A 23,977-nucleotide genomic window follows, 5' to 3' on the forward strand; every position below is an offset into this window, starting at 1 on the left:
TCGACTTGCATGTATTAGGCACGCCGCCAGCGTTCGTCCTGAGCCAGGATCAAACTCTCCAAAAAGGTACTGCTTATTGGATGAGCTGATTGCTCAATTCGTACTGACTTGTTGTGGTCTCTTGCGAAACCGCACTTGCACGCTCGTTGTTCAGTTTTCAAGGAGCAAAAGCTTGTCTTGCTTGCCGTCGTCCCGTTACCCTTTCGATCGGGGTTCCGAGCGGCGACTTTTATAAGATATCACATTCGGCCATTCGAATGCAAGTCTTTTTTTCAGCCATCTTTTGGTCGATAGCCTCATGCCGTTTGAAGCGGCGAAAACAAATATACCAAATCTGTACGACGAATGCAAATGGAACATTCGGCCAATCCCGGATACAACGAAAAAAGCGCCGGCAAAAGCCGACGCTTACGCAAAAGAAAGAACGTCAATGAACGCCCAGGAACATGTAGCGAACAACGATCAAAATGCTGATTACCCATAGCAGCCAATGAATTTTGATCTTTTTCGAGGACACGATATTGCTGATCGCGGCCAGGATCGTGTACGATACGAGACCGAACGAAATTCCGTTCGCAATGCTGTTCGTGAACGGCATCATGACGATCGTCAAAAACGCCGGGAACGCTTCAAGGAAGTTGTCCCACTCGATCTCCTTCACTTGCGCCATCATGAGCACGCCCACGATGATGAGAGCCGGGGCCGTAGCGGCCGAAGGCACGATCAGGGCAAGCGGCGCGATGAACAGCGCGAGAATGAACAGGACGCCCGTCGTAACGGCGGTAAGGCCCGTACGTCCTCCCTCGGCTACCCCGCTGGCGCTTTCCACGTAAGCCGTAATCGTGCTCGTGCCGAGAAGAGCGCCCGTGCTGACGCCCGCGGCGTCGACGAGCATCGCTTTGCCGACCGTCTTCTCGCCCTTCGCCTTGTCTTTCAACAATCCGGCGCGGTTCGCCGTACCGACGAGCGTTCCGAACGTATCGAACAGCTCGACGAAGGTGAAGATCAAGATGATCTCGATAATCCCTACACCGAACGCGCCGGCAATATCGAGCTTGCCGACCGCCAAGTTGTCGAAGGAAGGAATCCAGCTGGCGCTGCCTAGTCCTTTGACGTTCGTCACGCCCATCGGAATGCCGATAATCGTAGCGGCTACGATGCCGATCAGCAAAGCGCCCTTCACGCGCAGCACCATCAGGATCGCGATCAAGAGAAGCGCGATCAGTGCGAGCGCCGTATCTTTATTATGTATGAAATCGCCCAGCACGATGTTGAACTGGTTGGAGTTCAGTACGGGGGTCTTGTTGACGTCCGTTCCCGGATTGACGCTGACCATCATAATATTGGCCAGCTTCGCCCCGATAATCGTAATGAACAGCCCGATGCCGACCGTAATCGCGACCTTCAAATTGTGAGGCACGGCGGTAAGCAGCAGCTGACGCACTTTGGTCACCGTCAGGATAATGAAGATGATCCCCGACAGGAAAACGGCGCCCAGCGCGATTTCCCAGCTGATTTTGCCGTTGGAAGACAGGACGACGGTCATGAAGTAAGCGTTCAAGCCCATACCCGGAGCAAGCGCGACCGGTATGTTGACGAACAAGCCCATCAGCAGCGTAACCAAGCCCGCACCGACCGCCGTGGCGAAAAAGACGCCCTCATCCGGAATTCCCGCACCGTTCTTGCCCAGAAACAGCGTGTTGACGAACAGAATGTACGCCATCGTCATAAAAGTGGTCAAACCCGCAATGACTTCGGTCCGAACCGTGGTTCCGTTCTCCTTCAGTTTAAAGAAGCGATCCATGTTTTTACTATTCCTCCTAAACAAGCTTATTGGGAATAACAAAAGCTCCCGCCGAAACGAATTCGGCGAAGATGCATTCGGGCGGAGCGGCTGCAAACAGCAAAAAAAACCTAAGACGATCCACAGAATCAACGTCTAGGTTTCCACTCCCGGGAAACGTTATGCAGCGAGCCGGTCCGGTGCGAGAACGCGGCCTGCTTTCATACGATACCCGATTCGTAGCCAGATCATTTACGGTGACCTTGTAGAAACTCTCAAGCCAATTCTTGAGAATATACGAAATCAATATGTTATTCTTCCCATATTGTAAAGGCGACTGTCGAACGTTGTCAACAGGAAAGGCGAACGTTAAACGAAAAATATTTAGATTCGTTCGGAAGTATGCGTTTTCAAATTAATAGCATAAAGCCGGATCGCCTATCGGCGTCCGGCCCTTCCCTCGCCCCGATTATCCCGTTTTTTCCGCTTCGTTTGCGGGAGACGGCTTCAAAAACAGCTTCATCAGCGGCGGCGTAATGAGCGTCGTGACCAGTACGACCACCACTATTACCGCGAACATGTCCCGGGAGAGCAGGCTCGCCTCCAAGCCCATCGCGGCAATGATCAACGCGACTTCTCCCCGCGATACCATAGCCGCGCCGATGCCGAACGAAAGCTTCCAGCCGAAGCCGGACAGCTTCGCGCCGAGCGCCGAACCGATCAGCTTGGTCGCGATCGCCAGCACACTCAATCCTGCAATCAGTCCGACGTTCCCGCCGATTCCGGCAAATTCGGCCGTTACCCCGATCGACGTAAAAAACACGGGAACGAATATCGAATACCCGATCGTCTCGACCTTCTCGAACACCTCATGCTTGAACGACGTCAGGCTGATGGCTACGCCGGCGGCATAGGCGCCGATAATCGCCGCCACGCCCGCATATTCGGCCAAGTAAGCGAACAAGAAGCAAATGATGAGCCCGGCGGAAATGACCGCCTCGCTGACGCGGAGCGGGGCGAACCGCTTCAATACCCAAGGCACGACCTTCCATCCGAGCACGATCGCGACGGCGAAAAACGCCGCTTTCTTCAAAACAAGCGTACCGAGGCTGACGTCCCCGCCGCCTACCAGGCTCATGACGAAAGCGAGCGCGACGATGACCAATATATCGTCGATGACGGCCGCCCCGAGTATCGTCGCCCCTTCCTTCGACTTCAATCGCCCCATTTCCTTCAACGCCTGGACCGAGATGCTGACGCTGGTGGCGGAGAGCAGCAAGCCCAAAAAAATCGCCTCCGTGGCCGAAAGCCCGATCAACATGCCCGCTCCGTACCCGCAAGCGAAAGGAACGGCAATTCCGGCGATACCGACGAAGGTCGACGCCTTGCCGGTTTTCCGGAACTGGTCCGCATCCGTTTCCAAACCGGCTATGAACATGAGCAGAATGACGCCGATTTGGCTGAGCTCCTGTAAAATATCGGTGCTGTTTACGAGCCCGAGAACGGACGGGCCAAGGACGATGCCGATCAGAAGCTTGCCCAGAACGGAAGGCTGCCCGAGCTTGACGCTGATATCCCCGGCGATTTTGGATGCAAGCAAAATAACGGCCAGTTGAAAAAGAAGCATCTCGATTCCACCTCTTCTTTCTTTACTTTAGAATGCGCAAAAGCCCGAAACGACACGCAAAAAAGGAGCCCGTCGACCACGACTTTGCCAATTGGACATGGCAAGGCCCTGGTGACAGGCTCCTCCGAAAAAAACGTATTCGGTTCTAGGGCATTCTTTGCGTTACTATACGAAAGAACGAAGGGACGGTTTCAACAAAACGTTCCGCCCCCGGCCGCTCTCGTCTTATTCCCACTCGATCGTCGCCGGCGGCTTGGACGTAATGTCGTACACGACGCGGTTCACGTTCTCCACTTCGTTGACGATCCGGTTCGAGATGCGCTCGAGCACATCGTACGGAATCCGGGCCCAATCGGCCGTCATCCCGTCGATGGACGTGACGGCGCGGATGCCGACCGTATGCGAATACGTCCGGCCGTCGCCCATGACGCCGACGCTCTTCATGTTCGGGAGCGCGGTGAAATATTGCCAAATCTCGCGGTTCAGCCCGGCCTTGGCGATCTCGTCGCGCAGGATGGCGTCGGATTCGCGCACGATATGCAGCTTCTCCTCGGTCACCTCGCCCAAGACGCGAATCGCGAGCCCCGGCCCTGGGAACGGCTGACGCCAGACGATTTCCGGCGGCAGTCCGCACTCCTCCCCGACTTTGCGAACCTCGTCCTTGAACAAGGCCTTTAACGGTTCGACGAGCTTGAACTTCATGTCCTCCGGCAGCCCGCCGACGTTGTGGTGCGACTTGATCGTCTGCGCCGTAGCCGTACCACTCTCGATAATATCGGTGTACAAAGTACCTTGAGCGAGGAAATCGAAGTCGTCGAACTTCGCCGATTCCTCTTGGAAGACGTAAATAAATTCGTTGCCGATAATTTTTCGCTTCTGCTCCGGGTCGGAGACGCCCCGCAATTTGGACAAGAACCGTTCCCGGGCATCGATCTTGACGACCTTCATGTCGAATTTGCCGACGAACGTCTCCATGACGCTTTCGGCTTCCCCTTTGCGGAGAAGGCCGTGGTCGATGAACATGCAGGTCAGCTGCGGACCGATCGCTTTGTGGATCAGAATCGCGACGACGGACGAATCGACGCCGCCGCTCAGCGCGCACAGCACTTTGCGGTCGCCGACCTGATCGCGGATTTCGCGGATCGTATCTTCGATGAACGTCTCCATGCTCCAGTTGCCTTCGCAGCCGCACACGTTGAACAGGAAGTTGCGGATCATTTCGTTGCCGTACACCGAATGGCGTACTTCCGGATGAAATTGGACGGCGAAAAACTTCTTCTCCGGATGGCTCATCGCCGCAACCGGCGCATGCTCCGTGCTGGCGTCGACGACGAAGCCGGCCGGCTGTACCGACACGTGGTCGCCGTGGCTCATCCAGACCGTTTGCTTGCGCTCCAGTCCTTGCACGAGATAGCAGCCTTCCGTAAATTCGACGTCGGCTTTGCCGTACTCGCGCTTGCTCGATTTTTCGACCTTGCCATCCAGCTGGTACGCCATCAGCTGCATGCCGTAGCAAATGCCCATGATCGGCAAGCCCAGCTCGTAGATCGCCGGATCCACCTTCGGCGCATTTTCCTCGTACACGCTCGCAGGCCCGCCGGAAAAGACGATCCCTTTCGGCGCCAGCTCGCGAATTTTGTCCACGGACGTATTGTAGGGCAGCAGCTCGCTGTACACGCCCAAATCGCGTATACGGCGCGCAATCAGTTGGTTGTACTGTCCCCCGAAGTCAAGAACGACGATCATTTCGTTCGGCTTGCTCATAAAAGCCTCCTCGAAGCGGTTTGCGCTTCCGTTTTCATTTAGCTTTCATTATATAAAAGCGCGGAAGACAAGGTCAAGGAAAAAGGAACCGGAGTTTATTTCCGGTTCCGATCCCCGTACGCCCCCTCCAAAAAAAATTGCGGCTCTCAATACTGTTCTCTCATTTAATTGATACAGCCTTTGGCTAATTGTCCCATCATTCATTTTAACAACCTTGATTCCGGCCGCGAAAAAAACACTCCCTAGATCGCTTATGCTACTGGGAGTGCTTCAAATGAAAATTTAACTACGTGCGCCCGATCCGCCGCCAAAACTCCTTGGCGCTCCGCCTCGAGGAGCGCGGCGCCGGCGCGCCGCCGTACCGGACGGCCTCGTACTGCCGGACGAAGTCGCGCAGCGCCTCGCGCTTGTCCGGCTCGGCCAGCGGCAGCGCGTCGACGTACTCGCGGACGGTGAGGCCGGGATGCTTGCGGCCGAGCTTGGCGAACAGCCGGCGCCACAGCCTGTCGAACGCGCGCGTCGAGGCGGAGCGTCTGCCGCGGGCGTACTCGTGCGAGTACGGGCCGCCGTGCGGGGCGAACGCGACGGCCGTCGGACGGCGGCGGAGCAGCGCGTACAGCAGCGGCGGAACGAGCAGCAGAAGTGCGCCCGCTGCAATCAGCGCCAACCGGGAGGCCGGTTGCTGCTCCAACCATGCGCGAACGTTCGTTAGGGCGGCATCCCATGGCCGCCCCGCGCTTACTTCCGCAGCTCCGGCTGCGGAAGCCGCCCCCGCCGCATTCCCCGCAGCGCCTGCAGCAACAGGCGCAAGCGAGGCCACGACGCTTTCCGGTGCGGCCGAGGCGGCGGCACTCGGCGTCGGGTCGAATGCGACCCAGCCGCGACCCTCGATATAAGCTTCCGCCCACGAATGCGCGTTCCGGTTCAGCACTTGAACGAGCGTCATGCCGTCTTCGCTTCTCCCGCCCGCGTCCTCGATCGCCTCTCCCGGCGTAAACCCTTTGACCCATCGGGCGGGGATGCCCGCGGATCGGAGCAGGACGACCATCGACGTCGAGAAGTAGTCGCAGTAGCCCTCCTTGCTTTCGAACAAAAACGAGTCGACGAAATCGTCGGCTCCCGCCGGGAGCTCGGCCACGTCCATTCTATACGCGTAGTTGGATTTCAGAAACGTCTCGATCGCCGAGGCGCGGGCATAATCGCTCGTCAGCCCCGATGCGATCGTCTCCGCCAACGCCTGCACCCGGGTCGGCAGCGTCGCAGGAAGCTGCAGCTCGGCCGCGAACGTCTCCCGGTCGGGTCCCGCCCATTCCGCGTCCGCGGGTGCGCCCTCACCGAGGGCGGCCGCGGGCGATACGTCCCAACCGGCATCCGTCCTCGGCACGGAAACCTGCAGCCGGTAAAAGGCTACCGGATCGCGCGGATCCGGGCTCGAGACGACGTAAGCGCCGTCGCCGCCCGTGAGCACTTCCTCAGGCGGCAGCGGCTTGCCGCTCCGGGTCGCGATCGCTTCGACCTTCTCAATCGTCCCACCCGCGAACAGGCGGCCAGCCGCCCGCGGATCGAGCACCGTCACTTCCTGCACGATGGAATCGGTCGCCCTCGGTTGGGGCTCGATACGCCTCTCTCCCGCAACGACGTCACCGTTCTCCCAGCCCTTGCCGGTGTAAAACGTCTTCGTCTCCCCGCGCCAATAGGTGGACCTCTCGGTCCGGGCGATAAACGCGACCGAATCGTCCGGCCGCACCGGACCGCCGAGAACGGTGTCGTCCTCCCCGTAGCCCGTCAACGCGACGTCGTTCGGGCCGGACGTTTCTTGCGCGCTCGCGTCGATAACCGAAACCGGCGCCGCTCCACCGCCCGCAATAGGGCTCCACGACCCGAGCCGAGCCATCAGCTCGCCGGTGTCGAGCGGCTTCATGACGCCGGTCCGCTGCTGCGGCGGCAGCCACAGCCCGGCCGCCACGACGGCGGCCAGCAGCAGAGGAACGGAGACGAGCCAGCCGATCGGCCAGCCGGCGAGACGCCGCCGCAGCGCGAACCGGCTCTCCAGACGGGAAAATTGAAGCAAGCCCATCAAGACGAAGCCGAACCATACCGTGCGGATGATCGCCCCCGACGTGTTCACGCCCGGCCACAGCTGCAGTCCGAGCAGGTAGAGAAGCGTCGCCGCGACAAACCAGAGCGCATGCTGGCGCTCCACGACAGACGCATAGATGACGGAAATCATCATCGACCAGCCGAGCAGAAACAGAAGCGTTCGGTTCTCCCCGCTGAACGCCCCGTAATCCGCGTCGGCGATCGCGACCGCGTCCTTCAACGTCAGCTCGAAGTGACGAGCCAGCCAAGCCGGATTCGGAAACGTGGCGGCATCGAATAAATACCCGACCATCCCGATACAGACGAGCAGCTTGATCGGCCAGCCGATCCACGGCGGCAGGCGCGACCAATCGACGGCGACGAACAAGGCGAAAGCCAGCAAAAACGGCCCGATCCGGTATACTCCGCTCCACTCCGCCATATCGAGCAGCGGGCGCAGCCATTCGATCAATAAGGCGTACAAAAGAACCGCAGCGACGCCTTCCCGAAACGGCGAACGTTCAGGCGATAACATCTTCGGCACCTCCCGGAAGCGGCAGCGGCGTTCGCGGCGATTGGAGCACCGTAACCGGACAGCCGGCCGTCTCCAGCTCGCGCATCATATGTCTTTGCCGGTGCGTAAGCGGCTTTTCGCCTTGAACGATCCAAACGTTAACCGGACGGCGGGCGGCCCGCAGCAGCCTCGCGGCACGGACAAGCGACTCGTCCGGATTCGCGGTGATGTAGATCGCCGCGCAATCGGCCGGCCAGGAGGCCGACTCGCGCAGCAGCGGCTCCGCTCCGCTCCCGGCGTCCCCCGTGCGAGCGCGGCTGAGCAGCTCGTACGCTTCCGTCATGTCGGGACGGCAAGCGAGCGGCAGGCTCATCGCGGGATCGCTCCCGACGCGCAGGCTGGCGGCCGCCTTCCTCCGGACCGCCCATTCCAGCAGACCGGCGGCGACCCGTACGCCGGCTTCGAACAACCGTCCCTCCTCCGGTCCGGCGAATCCGACCCGCGACCCGTCCAGCACGACGGCCAGCCGTTCGGCTTCGATCGAATCGGTCGTTTTCGTCTTCAATGAGCCGGTTCGAGCCGTCGCCTTCCAATGAATACGCTGCAGCGGATCGCCCGCCGCATAGTGGCGAATGCCGGTCACGACCGGCGTCGTCGGAACGTCCGGCCGGATCGGCGCAACAGACCTGCCCGCTTCGGACGACGCTCCGCGAAAGACGGCGTCAAGCGGCATCGGCTTCGGATAGACGGCGAACTCGTCGCCTCCCGGGATGACGATCCGTTTGCGCAGCAAGCCGACCCAGTCGCCGGCGTCCAGCTCGAGCCGGACGAACCGGTACCGTCCCCGTCCCAGCCGGCCAAGCTTGTAGCGGAACCGGACAACGGATCGCCAGCCGGGAAACAACAGCCGGCTGTACCGGTAATCCTCCGTTCCGTCGGTCCAGACGTCGGTGGCGACGATCCAGCCGGCCGGCAAAACGCCGCCGCGCCGAACGGTCACGGTGACGAAGGCGTCGTCCCCGGCGAAAAACCGGGTCTGCGGCAGCTGCCGCTCGGCCCGAAGACGGCGAAGCCCGAACAGCATCGACCCGAGCGAGAGAGCGAGTAGCATAGCCGTCCCGCAGCTCAGAAACGAAGACGAAAACCCTCCGCGCCAAAGGTACAGCGCATACGAACCCGAGCACAGCACGGCGACGGCGGCGAAATTTCCCCAGCTCATCCTTTTTTTCATAACGAGCCACCCGACGCCGCGCGCACAGCGGGGACCGGTACGGACGCGATCAGCTGCTTGACGACGGCCTCCGCCGTTTTGCCGGTGTAGCGGGCGTCCGGGTGCAGCACGAGACGATGGGCGATCGTCTGCACGGCCATGCTCTTGATATCGTCGGGCACGACGTACCCGCGACCCGCACAATAGGCTTTCGCCTGCGCGACGCGCATAAGCGCGAACGAGGCGCGGGGGCTCGCCCCGAGCGCAACGTCCGGATGCGCGCGCGTAGCCGACAACAGCCGGACGATATATTGCTTGAGCGTATCCTCGACGTGGACTTGGCGCACGTCCCGCTGCAGGCTCGCCCATTCCTCCCGGAGCAGCACCGTTTTCACCTCGTCGAGCGGGTGCCGGTCCTGCAGCCGTCCCAGCATATCCACCTCGTGGGTTTCCTCCGGATAGCCGAGCCGGATTTTCAGCAAAAACCGGTCCAGCTGCGCCTCGGGCAGCGGAAACGTTCCTTCGTGCTCGATCGGGTTTTGCGTCGCCAGCAGCACGAACGGCTCCGGCAGCCGGTACGTCTCCCCGTCCACGGTCAGCTGCTTCTCTTCCATCGCTTCGAGCAGCGCCGATTGCGTCTTCGGCGATGCGCGGTTCATTTCATCGGCCAGCACGACGTTCGCCATAACCGGCCCGGGGCGAAACTCGAACTGGCCGGTTTTCTGATTGTAAATCGAAACGCCGGTCACGTCGGACGGAAGCAGATCGGGCGTGCATTGAATCCGCTTGAACGAAGCGCCCACCGTCTTGGCCAGCGCCCGGACGAGCATCGTCTTGCCGACACCCGGCACGTCCTCGAGCAAAATGTGGCCTCCGCACAAAAAAGCGACGACGGCCGATTCGATACTCTCTCTTTTTCCGACGATCGCCTTCTCGACATGATAGACGATCCGTTCTATGAAGGACTGCGGGGTGTCGAACGGCAGCGAAGCGCTGCGCCCTTGCGGCATACGGGAAAACCTCCTATCGATACGTACGTTGATAGTTTCCAGTTTTCCCCTCGTTCTAGCTATTTAGACTTCGATTCGATAGGAAGTTGAAATATTCAGGGCTGGTCGGCATGCGCGAGCATTCTCGCCGAGAACAGCCCTTCGACGGGAGCTCGCGGCGCCAATGCCAGCCCGTACCCGTCCCGGACGAGCACGCGGACCTCCCGCTTGTCGCCCTCCATCGCGTACAGGCTCACTTCGCTGCCGAGCAGCTCGACCGCCGTTCGCAGCGGCACCATCAGCTTGCTGTCGGTCAAGCTCATGTCGGCGAGGGCGAACGTTTGGGCCGCTTTACCCGGAGCGGTTACGGCGATGGAACGGTGAGCCAAGTCGTAGACCGCCCGGTACATGCCGTACTGGACGATCGCCTGGCGGTTCCGTTCCTCCCACCGGACCGTTCCGCCGATCGATTCGACCACTTTGCGCAGCGGCACGTACAGCTTTCCGCTCTCGACCCGATATTCGGCCCCCGGCAAGCTCAGCTTGGAAGCTCCGAGCGCCAGCTCGAGCGGAGGCGCGGCCGCTTGAAGCGCCTTCGCGGATTCCTCCGCGGCGAGCTGTCCCTGCCGCTCCAGCCGCCGCTCGCTTTCCCGGTCGGGAGCCGCCGATTCGGCCGCGACGCGGGCGATTTCGTCCGGCCAGCCGGCCGCACGTTCGCCAGCCGCCAACGTCCACCGCGCGAAATCGGCGAAGTCGACGCTCCGCTTCCATTTCAGCTTGCCGAGCGCGAACTGGACCGGCTTGACGTCGGGCGTCAGCACGGCGAACGCATACCCTTTCTCCTTATAGAAGCGGATGATGTCCGGCAGCGCCTTCACCGTCTCTCCGTGACCTGCGGAGTCGTGCATCAGGACGATCATTTCGTCGCGGAGCGTCACGTTCGTCGCTCCCTGCACGATCTCCGACGCAGGAACGCCCCTGCGCCGGGAGTCGCCGCTGTCGACGTTCCAATCGAAGATCGCGTAGCCGGCCGTCTCCAAGTAATAAAAGTACGAGGCGTCGAAATTCGTGCTCGTGCCTCCGGGCGCCCGCAGCAGCCGCGTGCGGACGTCCGCTTTTTGCTCCAATACCGAATCGGTCTGCCGCACCTGCTTCCAAAACTCGCCGAAGCTGCCGTACAATGTATCGTAAACGTGATCATACGTATGATTGCCGATGGCATGTCCTTCCCGGACGATTCGCTTCACGAGGTCGGGACGGGCTTCCGCCGCCTGACCGAGCACGAAAAACGTCGCCGGCACTTGCTCCTCCTGCAAAATGTCCAACACCTCCGGCGTATGCACGCTCGGTCCGTCGTCGAACGTCAAATAAACGGTCGGCCGCTCCACCGAGGCGTATTCGCGAGCCGCGACCTGCTGCCGCTGCCCCGCCTTCAACCGTTCGAACACGGCCCCGTCCGCTTGTCCCGCCGGCGAACCGGCCGCCTCCGCCCATGCGGCGGGCGCTGCGGCGATCATCATTGCGAATACGAGCAACCATTGGATCGCAGTTTCCAGTTTCCGTCTTTGCCGTTTCCGATGCGCTCTCATACGCGTCCCTCCATAGGTTGTCTATCTTTTGTCGTCCCGCTGATAGAGTATATGGTAGAGAGCCCGGAAGTATGACCGCGATCCCGGGGAATCCTCAGGCCTACTTGGACGCAAAAAAAACGCCCTCGAAAGGGCGCCGGGATTTCGGAACAGTCGTCAAAGAGACTTGGGCAGGAAGCATGGGGCAGCGATATGCGCTCCGCTTCCGTATCGATCGAGTGGTCGGGACAGAGACAGACCGTGCGTTGTCACCCGTCGGTCCGCGCCGCTTCTTCATGCGGTGGCGCATCGAAGGCTTGATGCGGCCGCTGGCACCCGCCCGCTGAGCAGAGCGGCCTAACGCACGCAGCCGTTAAACGAAAGAAAGAGTCGGGACAGCACTCATCCCAACTCCTTCGCTGCGTCCAGAACCGCCTCCACGTGTCCTTTGATCCGCACGTTGCGCCATTCCCGTACGAGAATGCCGTTCCGGTCGATCAGGAACGTCGACCGCTGGACGCCCATATATTCGCGGCCGTACAGCTTCTTCAGCTTCCAGACGTCGTACAGACGGCACACCGTCAAATCCTCGTCGGACAGCAGCGGGTACGGCAGCTCGAATTTGTCCGCGAATTTCAGATGCTTCTTCACGGGGTCCGGGCTGACGCCGAGCACGACGACGCCGTGCCGGCGGAACCGGCCGATGCCGTCCCGGAAGGCGCACGCCTCCGCCGTACAGGTCGGGGTGTCGTCCTCGGGGTAAAAGAACAGGACGACTTTTTTGCCGGCGAATTGCCGGAGCGATATCGTTTTGCCCGTCGACGCCGGAAGGGCGAACTCGGGCGCCGGTTCTCCGATAATAAGCGATGCCATGGTCGCGCTCCTCCTTTCCTTCCCAACCGCCGCCTCGCCGCGGCGTTTATGAACCCGCTCCCCGGTACTTCTTGACGCCGTAGTTCCAAAGCGACAGCCCGATCGTCAGGAAGACGACGCCGACGACCGGCGTCCAAAGCGCCACCCATCCCCATTCGTCGCGGTCCAGGAAATAGGCGGCCGGGTAAAAGCCGACGAACGCGAACGGCGTCACGAACGTCAGGACGAATTTGATCGTTTTGTTGTAAATGTTGACCGGATACCGGCCGTAGTTTTGAATGTTCCACATGAGCGGCAGGATGCCCGTCGGCGCATCCGAGAAAAACGACACGGACGTCAGCGAAATGTAGACGCCCCCGTAGATCAAGATCGCGCCGACCGTAAACAGGACGAACAACAGCGGATCGTACCACGCCAGCGCCAAATCGAGCTGCGCTCCCGCATACCCCATGATGATGAGCCCGACGACCGTCCCGGACAGCGAGGCGGGGTCGAGGTTCTCCAATATGATTTGCCACAGGTTGTACGCCGGACGCGTCAGGATACGGTCCATCTCGCCCTTGACGATATAGCGCTCGGTAAAGCCCCACAGGTTGAAAAAGCAGCCGAAAATGCCGTACGGCACCATGAAGTAGCCGTAAATGAACACGACCTGCTCCTGCGACCAGCCTCCGAGCAGCGGCGTATGCAGGAAGACGACGAGAATGAAAATGAGGTTCATCCCTTGAAACAGCAAATCCGACAGCATTTCGATCCAGAAGTCGGACCGGTACGTCAGCTTTCGTTTTAAGTAGTTGACGAAATAATCGACGAACAGCGATGCGTAGAACATCGGTCCGCTTCACCCCCCTTGGACGAACAGCCGCTTGCGCGCCTGCCGCCACATCCACCAGATCGGCACGAGCAGCAGCGCGAACCAGACGAGCTGGACGACGAACGCTTCGTATGCGGCGGAGCCCGTCACGCGCCCCGTGAACACCGAGCCCGGCAAATACGTGATCGCCTGGAACGGCAGCCATTGCAGGACGGTAGCGAGCGCGCCCGGGAACAGCGACACCGGGATGATGAGCCCGGAGAACAGATCGACGGCGACCCGCTTCATCCGCATCATCCCTTCGTTGTTTTCCACGAAGAAGGCGAACAGTCCGGTCAATATGTTGATTTGCGAATTGATCAGGAAGCTGAAGAACAGCATGATCAAGAAAACGAGCCAGACGACCGGGTCCGTCGGCAGGCCGACCGGGAACAGCAGCGACGCGATGATCATGCCCGGAATCGAGAACAGGAAGAAGCGGAACAGCCCTTCCCCGAACCCCTGCATCATTTTGACGACCAAATAGTTATAAGGACGGATGAACTGAATCGCTACGCTGCCGTCGCGAATTTCGTTCGCGATTTCGCGGTCGAGGTTGTTGAAGTAAAACGCCCGGGCCATCCACGACACGGCGACGTACGTCGTCATCTGCGTCACCGACATGCCGCCGAGCGACTCGCTCGAGCCGTATATCGCCTTCCACAGAAAATAGTACGCGCCGATATTCAGCGCATAGATGAGAATGCCGCTGTAATAGTTGACGCGGTAGGCGAGCATCATCATGAAGCGGATGCGGATCAGATCGGCGTAAGCGCTAAGCATGACGGCCCGCTCCCGTTCCTTGCGGCGCCGGAGAGGACGTCGATTCGCCGCGCGTCTCCGCCGAGCCGGCCTTGTAAATTTCCCGGACGATATCGTCCGTATTCGGCTCCAAAATACTGACGTCCCCTACCTCGATCGCGCCGACGACCCGGCTCAGCACGACCGATACCGGAGCCGCCTCGAACGGCACCCACGCCTTGGCCGTCAGGTCGTTTTCCTTGGACCACGCGACGCCCAGCCCTTCGGTCAGCCGTTCCAAATCGTCCAGCGCGACCGGCGTCTGCAGCCGGAACGACAGCTCCCGTCCTTTGCCCCACCGCGTCTTCAGCTCGTCCAGATTGCCGTCATAGATAATATTGCCGTCGTCTAGCATGATGACCCGCGAGCAGAGCGCTTCGATATCCTGCAGGTCGTGCGTGGTGAGCAGAATCGTCGTCCCGTACCGGCGGTTCATCGATTTCAGAAATTCGCGGATTTCCGTTTTCACGACGATGTCGAGTCCGATCGTAGGCTCGTCCAGAAACAGGATGTCCGGATTGTGCAGCAGCGACGCCGCAAGCTCGCACCGCATCCGCTGGCCGAGACTCAGCTTGCGCACCGGACGGTTCAGCAAATCGCCGAGCTGCAGCCGCTCCGTCAGCTCGTCCAGCCGGAGCTTGTACTCCTTCTCGCCGACCCGGTACACTTTGCGCAGCAGCTGGAACGACTCGATGACGCCGATATCCCACCACAGCTGGCTTCGCTGGCCGAAAACGACGCCGATGCGGCGGACGAATTTTTCCCTCTCCTTATACGGAACGAACCCGCCCACTTCGATTTCGCCGGATGTCGGCACGAGGATGCCGGTAAGCATCTTGATCGTCGTCGATTTGCCCGCCCCGTTCTCCCCGATATAGCCGCATATTTCCCCTTTCGGAATGGCGAAGCTGATATCCTTTACCGCCGTGACCGTCGTATATTCCCGCTTGAACAAGTCGCGGAGGGCGCCCTTCAGCCCTTCCCGGCTCTTTTGCACTTGAAATTGTTTGCGCAATTTTTGAACCTTTATCGCATTGACCGCGTCAGACATTATGGTCCCTCCTACATAAAACGAGCGCTTCCGACAAGGACCCCCGAAAACGTCGAACTTGACCGAATCGTTTAACGGAAGACGCATACCGGCCGCCGACACGCCGACCCCATGCCGGACAAGGGATAAAGTTGCGGCTGGAATCGGCGAGCACGTATAATGATTGATAAGGCTCCCTGTTTTGGACAAATTAATTTTGTTGAACTTACTCGAAATTTAATGATACACGATCGGTGCGCGAAGGGAAAGTGAACCGGACGAAAGGAGTGAAAGCCCATGTGGCGAAAAGCGAAATGGATCGCCTTGGCCTGCACGGCCGTCATCCTCTGCGTCGTCGGCTATTATGGATATTCGTTTTACCAGTTCGGCACCAACATTCAGGAGAAGAAGGACGACCCGTTCCTCGGCCAATTCAAAACGCAAAACATGAGCGCGACGGAGGAGGCCCCGCCCAAGTGGGAGGGCAAGGAGCGGGTCAACATTTTGCTGCTGGGGGCGGATTCGCGCGGGACGTCCAAAAACGAAGTACCCCGTTCGGACACGATCATGGTCGCCTCGATTGACCCGCTGACGAAAAAAGCGCACTTATTCTCGATTTTACGCGATACGTACGTGAAAATTCCCGGCCACGGCGAAGACCGGGTCAACGCCGCCTTTTCGCTCGGCGGACCGAACCTGGCGATGCGGACGGTCGGCGAGCTGCTGGGCATCTCGATCCAATATTACGTCTATACCGACTTCCAAGGATTTATGGCGCTCGTGGACGCGATCGGCGGCATCGACATCGACGTCGAGAAGGACATGAAGTACCGCGATTCGGAAGAGCCGGAATTCGACATCAATTTGAAAAAAGGGTTCCAGCATATGGACGGCAAAACCGCGCTCCAATACGTGCGGTTCCGGCATGACGCGACGTCGGACTTTACGCGGACGGAGCGCCAGCGCAAGTTTATGACGGCCGTGGCGGACAAAATGCAGACGACGTCCTCCATCCTGCGGCTCCCTTCGATCTTGAACAAAATCGATCCGTACATTACGACGAACATGTCGATTACGGATATGATCAAGCTCGGATCGCTCGGGTTCGAGGTGAAGGCGCAGGGCGTTACCGGCGTGCAAATTCCGCCGTCCAGCCTGCTGCAGGACAGCAACGTCGGTGGCGCTTCGGTGCTCACCGTGAACAAGGCGAAGCTGCTGCAATACGTGAAGGAGCAGCTGAACGGCGAATCCAACCCGTCCGGGCTGGAGTACGCCGACGACAAGGACGACGGACGGACGAGCGGCAGCGCGATCAAGTCCGGCACGTCGACCGGCACGAGCGGCTCCTCCTCGTCCGGAGTCAAATCCGGGACTGGCGGGAGCTCGTCCGGCACCGGCGGTACCAAAGCGACGACGGGGACGAGCGGGACCGGCACGGTCAAGCCGAGCGGCAGCTCCGGCACCACCGGGACGAAGACGACCGGCGGCACCGGCACAGGCGGCGCGACGTCCGGCGGGACGAAGTCGACGACGCCCGCGACGAGCGGCTCGGGTACGGCGAAGCCGCCGGCTTCCGGCGGGACGGCCGGAAGCGGCACGACGAAACCGGGAACCGGGACGGCGACGACGCCGACCGGCGATAAGGCGACGTCCGGCACCGCCGGGACGGGCGCGACCGGTGGCGCCGGAAGCGGCGGCACGGCGACGGGCGGAGCGGCCGGAAGCGGCGGCGGGACCGCGACGCCGCCGGCGGCAGGCACGGGGGCCGGTGCCGGGACGTCCGCAACCGGCGACGGCGGCGGCACGGCGACGGGCGGCAGCGGTACGGGCGGCGCCACCGGCGGAGCGGCGACGAGCGGCTCCACGACCGGCGGCAAGCCTGCGGCGTCGACGGTGCCGCCGACGGGAGCGAAGACGTATTGAGCGACGAGCGGAGCGGCCGAATGGCCGCTTTTTTTTGTTTGCGGCGCTCATCGCGGCGGTGTTGTCCGTGGTACAATAAGAAGGTGCGTTCATGGACGGCACGTTACGTTTTCAAGTTACATAGGGGCGGGATCGGACTCGAACGGTATCGCCCTATCATTCAGCCTGAATGGGAGATGGATCGAAGATGAGCGACATTCGCCACCGGCCCCGGTCGGAACAATTATATGAAGAAGCGCAGCGGCACATCGTCGGCGGCGTAAACAGCCCGTCCCGCTCGTTCAAGGCGGTCGGCGGCGGCGCCCCCGTCTTTATGGCGCGGGGACAAGGCGCCTATTTCTGGGATGTCGACGGCAACCGGTACATCGATTACCTTGCGGCGTACGGGCCGATCATTCTCGGTCACGCGCACCCGCACGTAACCGAAGCGATCTGCAAGGCGGCCGCGGACGGAACGCTGTACGGGACGCCGACGGCGCACGAGAACGTTTTCGCAAGCATGCTGAAGGAAGCGATCCCGTCGCTGGATAAAGTCCGCTTCGTCAATTCGGGCACGGAAGCGGTCATGACGACGATCCGCGTCGCCCGGGCATACACCGGCCGCGACAAAATCATCAAATTCGCCGGCTGCTACCACGGCCATTCCGACCTGGTGCTCGTCGCGGCCGGTTCCGGTCCGTCCACGCTCGGCATTCCGGACAGCGCGGGCATTCCGGTCAGCATCGCGCACGAGGTGATCACGGTGCCGTTCAACGACTTGGCCGCGCTGGAGCTGGCGCTCGACCGGTGGGGCAGCGAGACGGCGGCCGTCATGGTCGAGCCGATCGTCGGCAACTTCGGCATGGTGATGCCCGAGCCGGGCTTCCTCGAAGGGCTGTGCCGGATGGCTCGCGCTCACGGCGCCCTCGTCATTTACGACGAAGTCATCACCGGGTTCCGCTTCCACTTCGGAGCGGCGCAGACGTTCGCCGGCGGCGGCTTCCCCGATTTCGCCGCGATCGAGCCGGACTTGACCGCGCTCGGCAAAATTATCGGCGGCGGCCTGCCGATCGGCGCCTACGGCGGCCGGCGCGACATCATGGAGCGGGTCGCCCCGCTCGGTCCGGCCTATCAGGCCGGGACGATGGCGGGCAACCCCGCGTCCATCCGCGCCGGCATCGCCTGCCTCAAGACGCTGCGCCAGCCGGGCGTCTACGCGAAGCTGGACGCCCTGGCGTCGCGGCTCGAGGCGGGGCTCGCCGAAGGCGCCCGCCGGCACGGCGTGCCGCTGACGATCAACCGGATCGGCGGCGCCCTCTCGACCCACTTCTGCGATCATCCGATCCGCAGCTACGAGGATGCGCAGCGGGCCGACGGCGACCGGTTCGCCCGCTTCTTCCGGCTCATGCTGGAGCAAGGCATTTGCTTGGCCCCTTCGAAGTACGAAGCGTGGTTCCTTACGATCGCGCATACGGAGGCGGATGTGGACGAAACGATCGCGGCCGCCGATCGCGCCTTCGCCGCCATGGCCCAAGCTTAAAAGCAAAACACGAACGAACGAGTTCAATTCTACTCGTTTGTTCGTGTTTTTTTATCGCGTTGCCCGATAATGAACGATTTATGCCGCCTTTCCGTTCAAGGAACCGCTTACTTTTCAGAAAATTAGCTCCACCGGATTGTACGATCCGAAATTTCGTGTTATGATCATTAGTATCGATTTACCCCCCCACGCCGTTTCGCCCTCACGGGCGACGGCCGGGCGCATCCGGCTCCTTTCTCGAACGAAGCGCGTTTTCGGCCCCCGGCCGGTCCGAAACCGATTCGCTTCCCCCGCCCTGAGAATACGCGGATGCCGCTCGCAATCGGCCATGCCGACCCGCATGATCGCAAGTTATTTTGGTACCGACGGCCGGAACCCGATCGTTGAGAGACGTCTTTGACGTTTTTCATAAACACCCAAAACCATTAACCTAAACCATCTTTTATACCTTTAACCTTAAACCATTGAAACCAAAAACCATTGAAACCAAAAACCATTGAAACCAAAAACCATTGAAACCAAAAACCATTGAAACCAAAAACCATTGAAACCAAAACCATTGAAACCATAAACCACTGAAACCAAAAACCATAAACCCTTAAACCAAAACCTTTGAAACCAATCCGCCGAAACCATAACCTTTTGAAACCAAATCCCAATCCTTAACCCTTTCCAACGAACGAACGATCCGATGGAACTTTTTAACCGATGCGATCGGTTTGAAATCATGCGACAATAACCGTATAAACGATGAATCGAACCTGCCCGAATCGCCTCGCGGCGTGCTTTCCCAACCCTACAAGGAGGTGCAGTAGGCCGGTTCTATTCAAGCATAGGCAATAGCCGGCTGAAAAACGCTATGAACGAAATCATGATCAACGAAGGTCGATTCCAAGACCTCTTAAAAACCGAGCACGACAGCTGCGGCATTATTTGCATTATCGAAAAAGACGGCCACCCGTCCCGCGACAACATTCGCAAAACGATCGAAGCGCTCGTGAAAATGGAGCACCGCTCCGGCTTCATCGACGGCGAAGGCGACGGCTGCGGCATATTGACCGACATTCCGCGCGCACTGTGGGCGAAGCGTCTGCAAGACGCCGGCCTGTCCGCCGATCTCGCGCACGACCCGCGCTTCTCGATCGCGCACATCTTCATTCCGCGCAAGCTGGATCAGTCGGTCGCCGAAATTCAAACGATCATCCGCTCGATGTTCCAAGAGCGCGGCATCCGCATCCTGATCGAGCAAGAAGCGCAGACGGACAGCAGCGTTCTCGGCAAAAGCGGACGTCTCGACGAGCCGTGCTTCTGGCAGGTGGCGGCCTTGTGCGAACAAGGGGATGTCGTCGTCGCCGACCATCTGTTCGAGCTGCACGTGGCGATCGAGGATCGCTTCAACGTTCACGTCGCTTCGCTCAGCAACGTAACCGCCGCCTACAAAGTCATGGGCGCGGCGAGCATTTTGCCGAAATATTTCAAAGACACGCAGGATCCGCTGTTCGCCGCTCAAGTGACGATCGGCCATAACCGGTACTCGACAAATACGCTGTCGAACTTTTTCCGGGTGCAGCCGTTCTCCCTGCTCGGCCACAACGGCGAAATCAACACGATCAAGAAAATGCGCTACGAGGCCGAAATGGTCGGCGTCCCGCTCGTCGACGGCGGCAGCGACTCGCAGGACATGAACCGGACGATCGAAACGTTCATCCACCGGTTCGGCATGAGCCTGTTCGAGGCGATGGAGCTCGTCTTCCCGCCGATTCATAACGAAATCAAGCTGTTCCGTCCGGAGCTTCAAGACTTGTATATGTATTATCGCCAAATTTGGGGCCACTATGCCCAAGGTCCGGCCGGCATCGTCTCCCGTTACGGCAACGAGTGCATCTTCAGCGTGGACGCGCTCGGTCTGCGTCCGGTATGGATGGTCGAGAGCGAAACGTCGCTCTACTTCTCGTCCGAGCAAGGCGTCATCACCGTGGACGAAATGGTCGCCGAGCCGAAGCCGATCGCCCCGGGCGAAAAAATCGGCGTCGTGCTGACGAACGGCCAGCCGGTTCGCGTCGTGCCTTATGCCGAAGTGCAAAACGCCGTTCTCGAGCGCACGAAGAAGCGTATCGGCATCGAAGGGATGCGCAAGCATCTGGCGTTCGGCAAGACGGATGCGGCCGTTCAACCGTTCGCCAAAGTGGTTGCGACCGACAACGTGTACAGCGCGTTCGGCTGGGACCGCGACGGCATCCAAATGATCGAATCGATGGCGCAGACGGGCGCCGAGCCGATCCGTTCGCTCGGCCACGATTCCGCTCACGCCGCGATCCATTGGGAGCGTCAAAACATCCCGGATTTCATCAAGGAAAGCGTGGCCGTCGTCACGAACCCGGCGATCGACCGCGACCGCGAGCAGGAGCACTTTTCGACCCGCGTCGTCATCGGACGCCGCCCGTCCGTGTACGGACAGCCGAACGAATCGGCCCGCTTCGAAATTATGGCGCCGATGGTGCTCGAAGGCGAGAACGGCATCGGCTCGCAGGAAGAGATCGGCCATATGTCGCTCGAGCAGATTATCGCCGAATGCCGCAAGCAGGGCGATGACGCGGTCGCGACGCTGTCGGTCACGTTCAAGCGCGGCACTTCGCTGAAAGCCGCCCTCGACCGTCTTGCGGAAGAAGCGGTAGCGGCCGTTCGGGGCGGAGCCGTGTTGGTGCTGCTGGACGACGCGAACGCGCACCAGGACGACAATCTGTGGATGGACCCGCATCTCGCGATTTCCAAAATCGACATCGCGCTGCGCGCCGTCAAGCTGGGCTCCGGCGACAACCTGCGCCGCCACGCTTCGATCGCCGTCCGTTCCGCGGCGATCCGCAACCTGCATGACATCGCGCTTGCCTGCGGTCTCGGCGCGGAAATCGTCTCGCCGTACATCCTGTTCGAGACGGCCGCCGCCAAGGAAGGCGCAGCCTCGGCGCGCAAAGTGCTGCTGACGCTGCAAAAAGGGCTGGAAAAAGTCATCTCCACGATCGGTACGCACGAGCTGCGCGGCTACACCCGCTTCTTCTCGGCGATCGGCCTCAAGCCGGAGCTGGCCGAAGTGCTCGACATCGTCAACTACTTGGGCAGCGACAAAGCCGGCACCGGCTACGCCGAGCTGGAGAAGGACGCCGAAGCCCGCTATGCGGACTTCCATAATCCGAAGGCGAAGGCGGCCAAGAACTTCCGCTTCTTCCAACGGATGTGGAAAGCGCTCGGCGACGCGGCTTCGGGCGAAGCGCCTTACAGCGAATACCGCGACAAGCTTCAAGAGGAAGAGAAGAAAAATCCGATCTCGATCCGCCACGTGGCGGAGTTCGATTTCGCCAAATCCGGCAACAAGCCGCTGGATCCGTCCGACGTCGACATCTCGGTCGGCCAGCACAGCTTGCCGATGCTCATCTCCTCCATGTCGTTCGGCTCGCAGAACGAAACCGCGTTCCGCGCTTACGCGGAAGCCGGCGAGCGTCTGAACATGGTGACGATGAACGGCGAAGGCGGCGAGATCAAAGATATGCTCGGCCGCTATAAGCGGACCCGCGGCGCGCAAGTCGCTTCCGGCCGTTTCGGCGTAAACGTGGAGCTGGCGAACGCGGTGGCGTTCCTCGAAATCAAGATCGGCCAAGGCGCGAAGCCGGGCGAAGGCGGTCACCTGCCGGGCTCGAAGGTAACGGCCAAAATCGCCGCCGCCCGTAACGCGACGATCGGCTCCGATCTGATTTCGCCGTCGAACAACCACGACATTTACTCGATCGAGGATTTGGCCCAGCTCATTTCCGAGCTGAAGGAAGCGAGCGGCCGCAAAGCGCAAATTATCGTCAAAGTTCCGGTCGTACCGGGCATCGGCACGATCGCGGTAGGCGTAGCGAAAGCCGGCGCCGACGTCATTACGCTCTCCGGCTTCGACGGCGGCACGGGCGCGGCCCGCGTCCACTCGCTGACGCACGTCGGCTTGCCGACCGAGATCGGCACGAAGCTGGCGCACGTCGCCCTGATCGAAGCGGGGCTCCGCCATAAGGTCGAGCTGTGGTCCGACGGCGGCATGAAGTCCGGCGCGGACGTCGTCAAGATGATGCTGCTCGGCGCGAACCGCGTCGGCTTCGGCAGCATCGCGATGCAGGCGATCGGCTGTACGACTTGCCGCGGCTGCCATCTGGACACGTGCCACGTCGGTATCGCGACGCAAATCGATTCGATGGAGGAAGCGGAGGAGAAAGGCTTGCGCCGCTTCGTGCCGCGCCAATTCGATCTCGCCGTCGACTCCCTCGTCCGTCTGTTCGGCGGAATGGGCGACGAAATCCGCGACATCGTGGCGAAGTTCGGCTTCAAGAGCGCGCAGGAGCTCGTCGGCCGCTCCGACCTGCTGCAGCAGACAGCCCATCTCGAGCGCATCGACTTGTCCGATCTGCTTCGTCCGGCTCCGCTGTCGTTCCTGCAGGCGGCTCAAGCGCATGCGGAAGCGGCTGCCGCGGTATCGTCGGATATCCGCATCGCGGCCGGCGCGGAAGGACAGGAGTTTTATCCGGATTCGCTGTCGTACAACAAATCGGTCGAGCGCAGATGGTCGAAGATCGACGCCGAATCGCGCATTATCGGCACCCGCTTCTCGAGCCACCGCGTCCGCGACCGGTTCGACGGCAGCTACGACAAGCTGCCGGAAGCGTCGCTCGTCCTGACGGACGGCTCCGTACCGGGCAACGGCCTCGGGGCGTTCAACGCCCGCGGCGTGAACATTACCGTTCACGGCGGCGCCGAGGACGGCGTAGGCAAAATGTCGCTCGGCGGCAAGGTCGCCATCCTGAAAGCACCCGGCAAGCACGGCGTCTACATCGACGGCTCCGTCGGCAAGTCGTTCTGCTACGGCGCGCAGAAGGGAACGTTTATCGTCCAAGGCGGCGCCGACTCCCGCGCCTGCATCCGGCTGTCGGGCGCCGACGTGATTTTCGGCGGTGAAATGACGCAGCCGCTGCAAGACGAGCTCGGTTCCATCGCGAGCCGCGCGAACCTGAAAGGCTTCGCGTTCGAGTACATGACGAACGGCCGCGCCGTCGTCATGGGCGATCCGGGTCCGTGGATTTGCGCGGGCATGACCGGAGGCGTCATTTACCAGCGCCTCGTGCCGGAGATGGGACTCGATACGAAGGCGATCGAGCGCCGCGTCGCCAAAGGCGCGAAGGTCAGCATCCAGCCGCTCGGCCCGCAAAGCCGTGCCGACCTGACCGAGCTGCTCGGCGTATACCGCCAAGAGCTGCAAGCGTCCGGCCAGACGGAAGCGGCGGCGAAGGTGGACGCGCTGCTCGGCGATTTGGACGCGAACTTCGTCCGCATCTCGCCGGTAGGCATGCAAGCGGACCAATCGGTCGCGACGGAATAATCGATCGGAACGGGAACATGCATACGAAAAGCCCCCGGGCGTC

Annotated in this window: 14 protein-coding genes, 1 rRNA gene, 1 pseudogene and 1 riboswitch; of the genes and pseudogenes, 3 read left to right on the forward strand and 13 right to left on the reverse strand. The window is 60.8% G+C overall.

Annotated elements, in window-relative coordinates; genetic code table 11:
• The 12 genes from DLM86_RS28045 to DLM86_RS28100 form a co-directional block, all read right to left on the reverse strand.
• Nucleotides 1-65 (reverse strand): 16S ribosomal RNA (locus DLM86_RS28045); the annotation flags it as partial.
• 362 nt (nt 66-427) lie between these two features.
• Nucleotides 428-1,804, reverse strand: a complete 1,377-nt coding sequence (locus DLM86_RS28050) for an NCS2 family permease (protein ID WP_110843370.1) — start codon at nt 1,802-1,804, stop codon at nt 428-430.
• A 199-nt stretch (nt 1,805-2,003) separates the two neighbouring features.
• Nucleotides 2,004-2,104: riboswitch (purine riboswitch) on the reverse strand.
• Between the two features lie 148 nt (nt 2,105-2,252).
• Nucleotides 2,253-3,410, reverse strand: coding sequence for a cation:proton antiporter (locus DLM86_RS28055; RefSeq protein ID WP_110843371.1), 1,158 nt, complete (start codon nt 3,408-3,410; stop codon nt 2,253-2,255).
• A 225-nt stretch (nt 3,411-3,635) separates the two neighbouring features.
• Entirely contained in the window at nt 3,636-5,174 is a 1,539-nt protein-coding gene (gene guaA, locus DLM86_RS28060) for a glutamine-hydrolyzing GMP synthase (RefSeq protein ID WP_110843372.1), read from the reverse strand.
• A 286-nt stretch (nt 5,175-5,460) separates the two neighbouring features.
• Nucleotides 5,461-7,788 carry a DUF4129 domain-containing transglutaminase family protein gene (locus DLM86_RS28065; protein ID WP_110843373.1) on the reverse strand — a complete coding sequence of 776 codons (2,328 nt, stop codon included), beginning with the start codon at nt 7,786-7,788 and terminating at the stop codon, nt 5,461-5,463.
• Entirely contained in the window at nt 7,775-8,998 is a 1,224-nt protein-coding gene (locus DLM86_RS28070; RefSeq protein ID WP_110843374.1) for a DUF58 domain-containing protein, read from the reverse strand. Before DLM86_RS28070 ends, DLM86_RS28065 begins: the two co-directional genes overlap by 14 nt.
• Nucleotides 8,995-9,987, reverse strand: coding sequence for an AAA family ATPase (locus tag DLM86_RS28075; protein ID WP_110843375.1), 993 nt, complete (start codon nt 9,985-9,987; stop codon nt 8,995-8,997). The genes DLM86_RS28070 and DLM86_RS28075 overlap by 4 nt, the downstream gene beginning before the upstream one ends.
• A 95-nt stretch (nt 9,988-10,082) precedes the next feature.
• Nucleotides 10,083-11,555, reverse strand: a complete 1,473-nt coding sequence (locus DLM86_RS28080) for a polysaccharide deacetylase family protein (RefSeq protein WP_110843376.1) — start codon at nt 11,553-11,555, stop codon at nt 10,083-10,085.
• Nucleotides 11,556-11,936: 381 nt separating this feature from the next.
• Complete coding sequence (gene bcp, locus DLM86_RS28085) at nt 11,937-12,407, reverse strand: thioredoxin-dependent thiol peroxidase (protein WP_110843377.1); 471 nt, start codon at nt 12,405-12,407, stop codon at nt 11,937-11,939.
• Nucleotides 12,408-12,453: 46 nt separating this feature from the next.
• A complete protein-coding gene (locus DLM86_RS28090; RefSeq protein ID WP_110843378.1) occupies nt 12,454-13,239 on the reverse strand; it encodes an ABC transporter permease in 786 nt (261 codons plus the stop codon).
• Between the two features lie 9 nt (nt 13,240-13,248).
• On the reverse strand, nt 13,249-14,043 hold the full coding sequence (locus DLM86_RS28095; RefSeq protein WP_110843379.1) for an ABC transporter permease: 795 nt from the start codon (nt 14,041-14,043) through the stop codon (nt 13,249-13,251).
• Complete coding sequence (locus DLM86_RS28100; protein ID WP_110843380.1) at nt 14,036-15,112, reverse strand: ABC transporter ATP-binding protein; 1,077 nt, start codon at nt 15,110-15,112, stop codon at nt 14,036-14,038. The genes DLM86_RS28095 and DLM86_RS28100 overlap by 8 nt, the downstream gene beginning before the upstream one ends.
• 276 nt (nt 15,113-15,388) lie before the next feature.
• Between DLM86_RS28100 and DLM86_RS33265 the strand changes: the two are divergent.
• Together DLM86_RS33265 and DLM86_RS28110 are read left to right on the forward strand one after the other, a co-directional pair.
• A pseudogene (locus tag DLM86_RS33265) lies at nt 15,389-16,348 on the forward strand (LCP family protein); the annotation flags it as partial.
• An 853-nt stretch (nt 16,349-17,201) separates the two neighbouring features.
• The gene (locus DLM86_RS28110) at nt 17,202-18,533 is read left to right on the forward strand and encodes a glutamate-1-semialdehyde 2,1-aminomutase (protein WP_110843382.1); all 1,332 of its coding nucleotides are present in this window, start codon (nt 17,202-17,204) and stop codon (nt 18,531-18,533) included.
• Nucleotides 18,534-18,958: 425 nt separating this feature from the next.
• Here DLM86_RS28110 and DLM86_RS31845 read toward each other — a convergent pair whose 3' ends face one another.
• Entirely contained in the window at nt 18,959-19,192 is a 234-nt protein-coding gene (locus DLM86_RS31845; protein WP_146250318.1) for a hypothetical protein, read from the reverse strand.
• A 200-nt stretch (nt 19,193-19,392) separates the two neighbouring features.
• On the opposite strand from DLM86_RS31845, the gene DLM86_RS28115 reads away from it, so the two are divergent.
• Nucleotides 19,393-23,934: a glutamate synthase-related protein gene (locus tag DLM86_RS28115; protein WP_110843383.1), complete on the forward strand. Its 4,542-nt coding sequence runs from the start codon at nt 19,393-19,395 to the stop codon at nt 23,932-23,934.
• Nucleotides 23,935-23,977 lie beyond the last annotated feature (43 nt).

Origin of the sequence: Paenibacillus flagellatus, from assembly GCF_003217775.1 — a bacterium.
Classification (GTDB): Bacteria; Bacillota; Bacilli; order Paenibacillales; family NBRC-103111; genus Paenibacillus_AB; species Paenibacillus_AB flagellatus.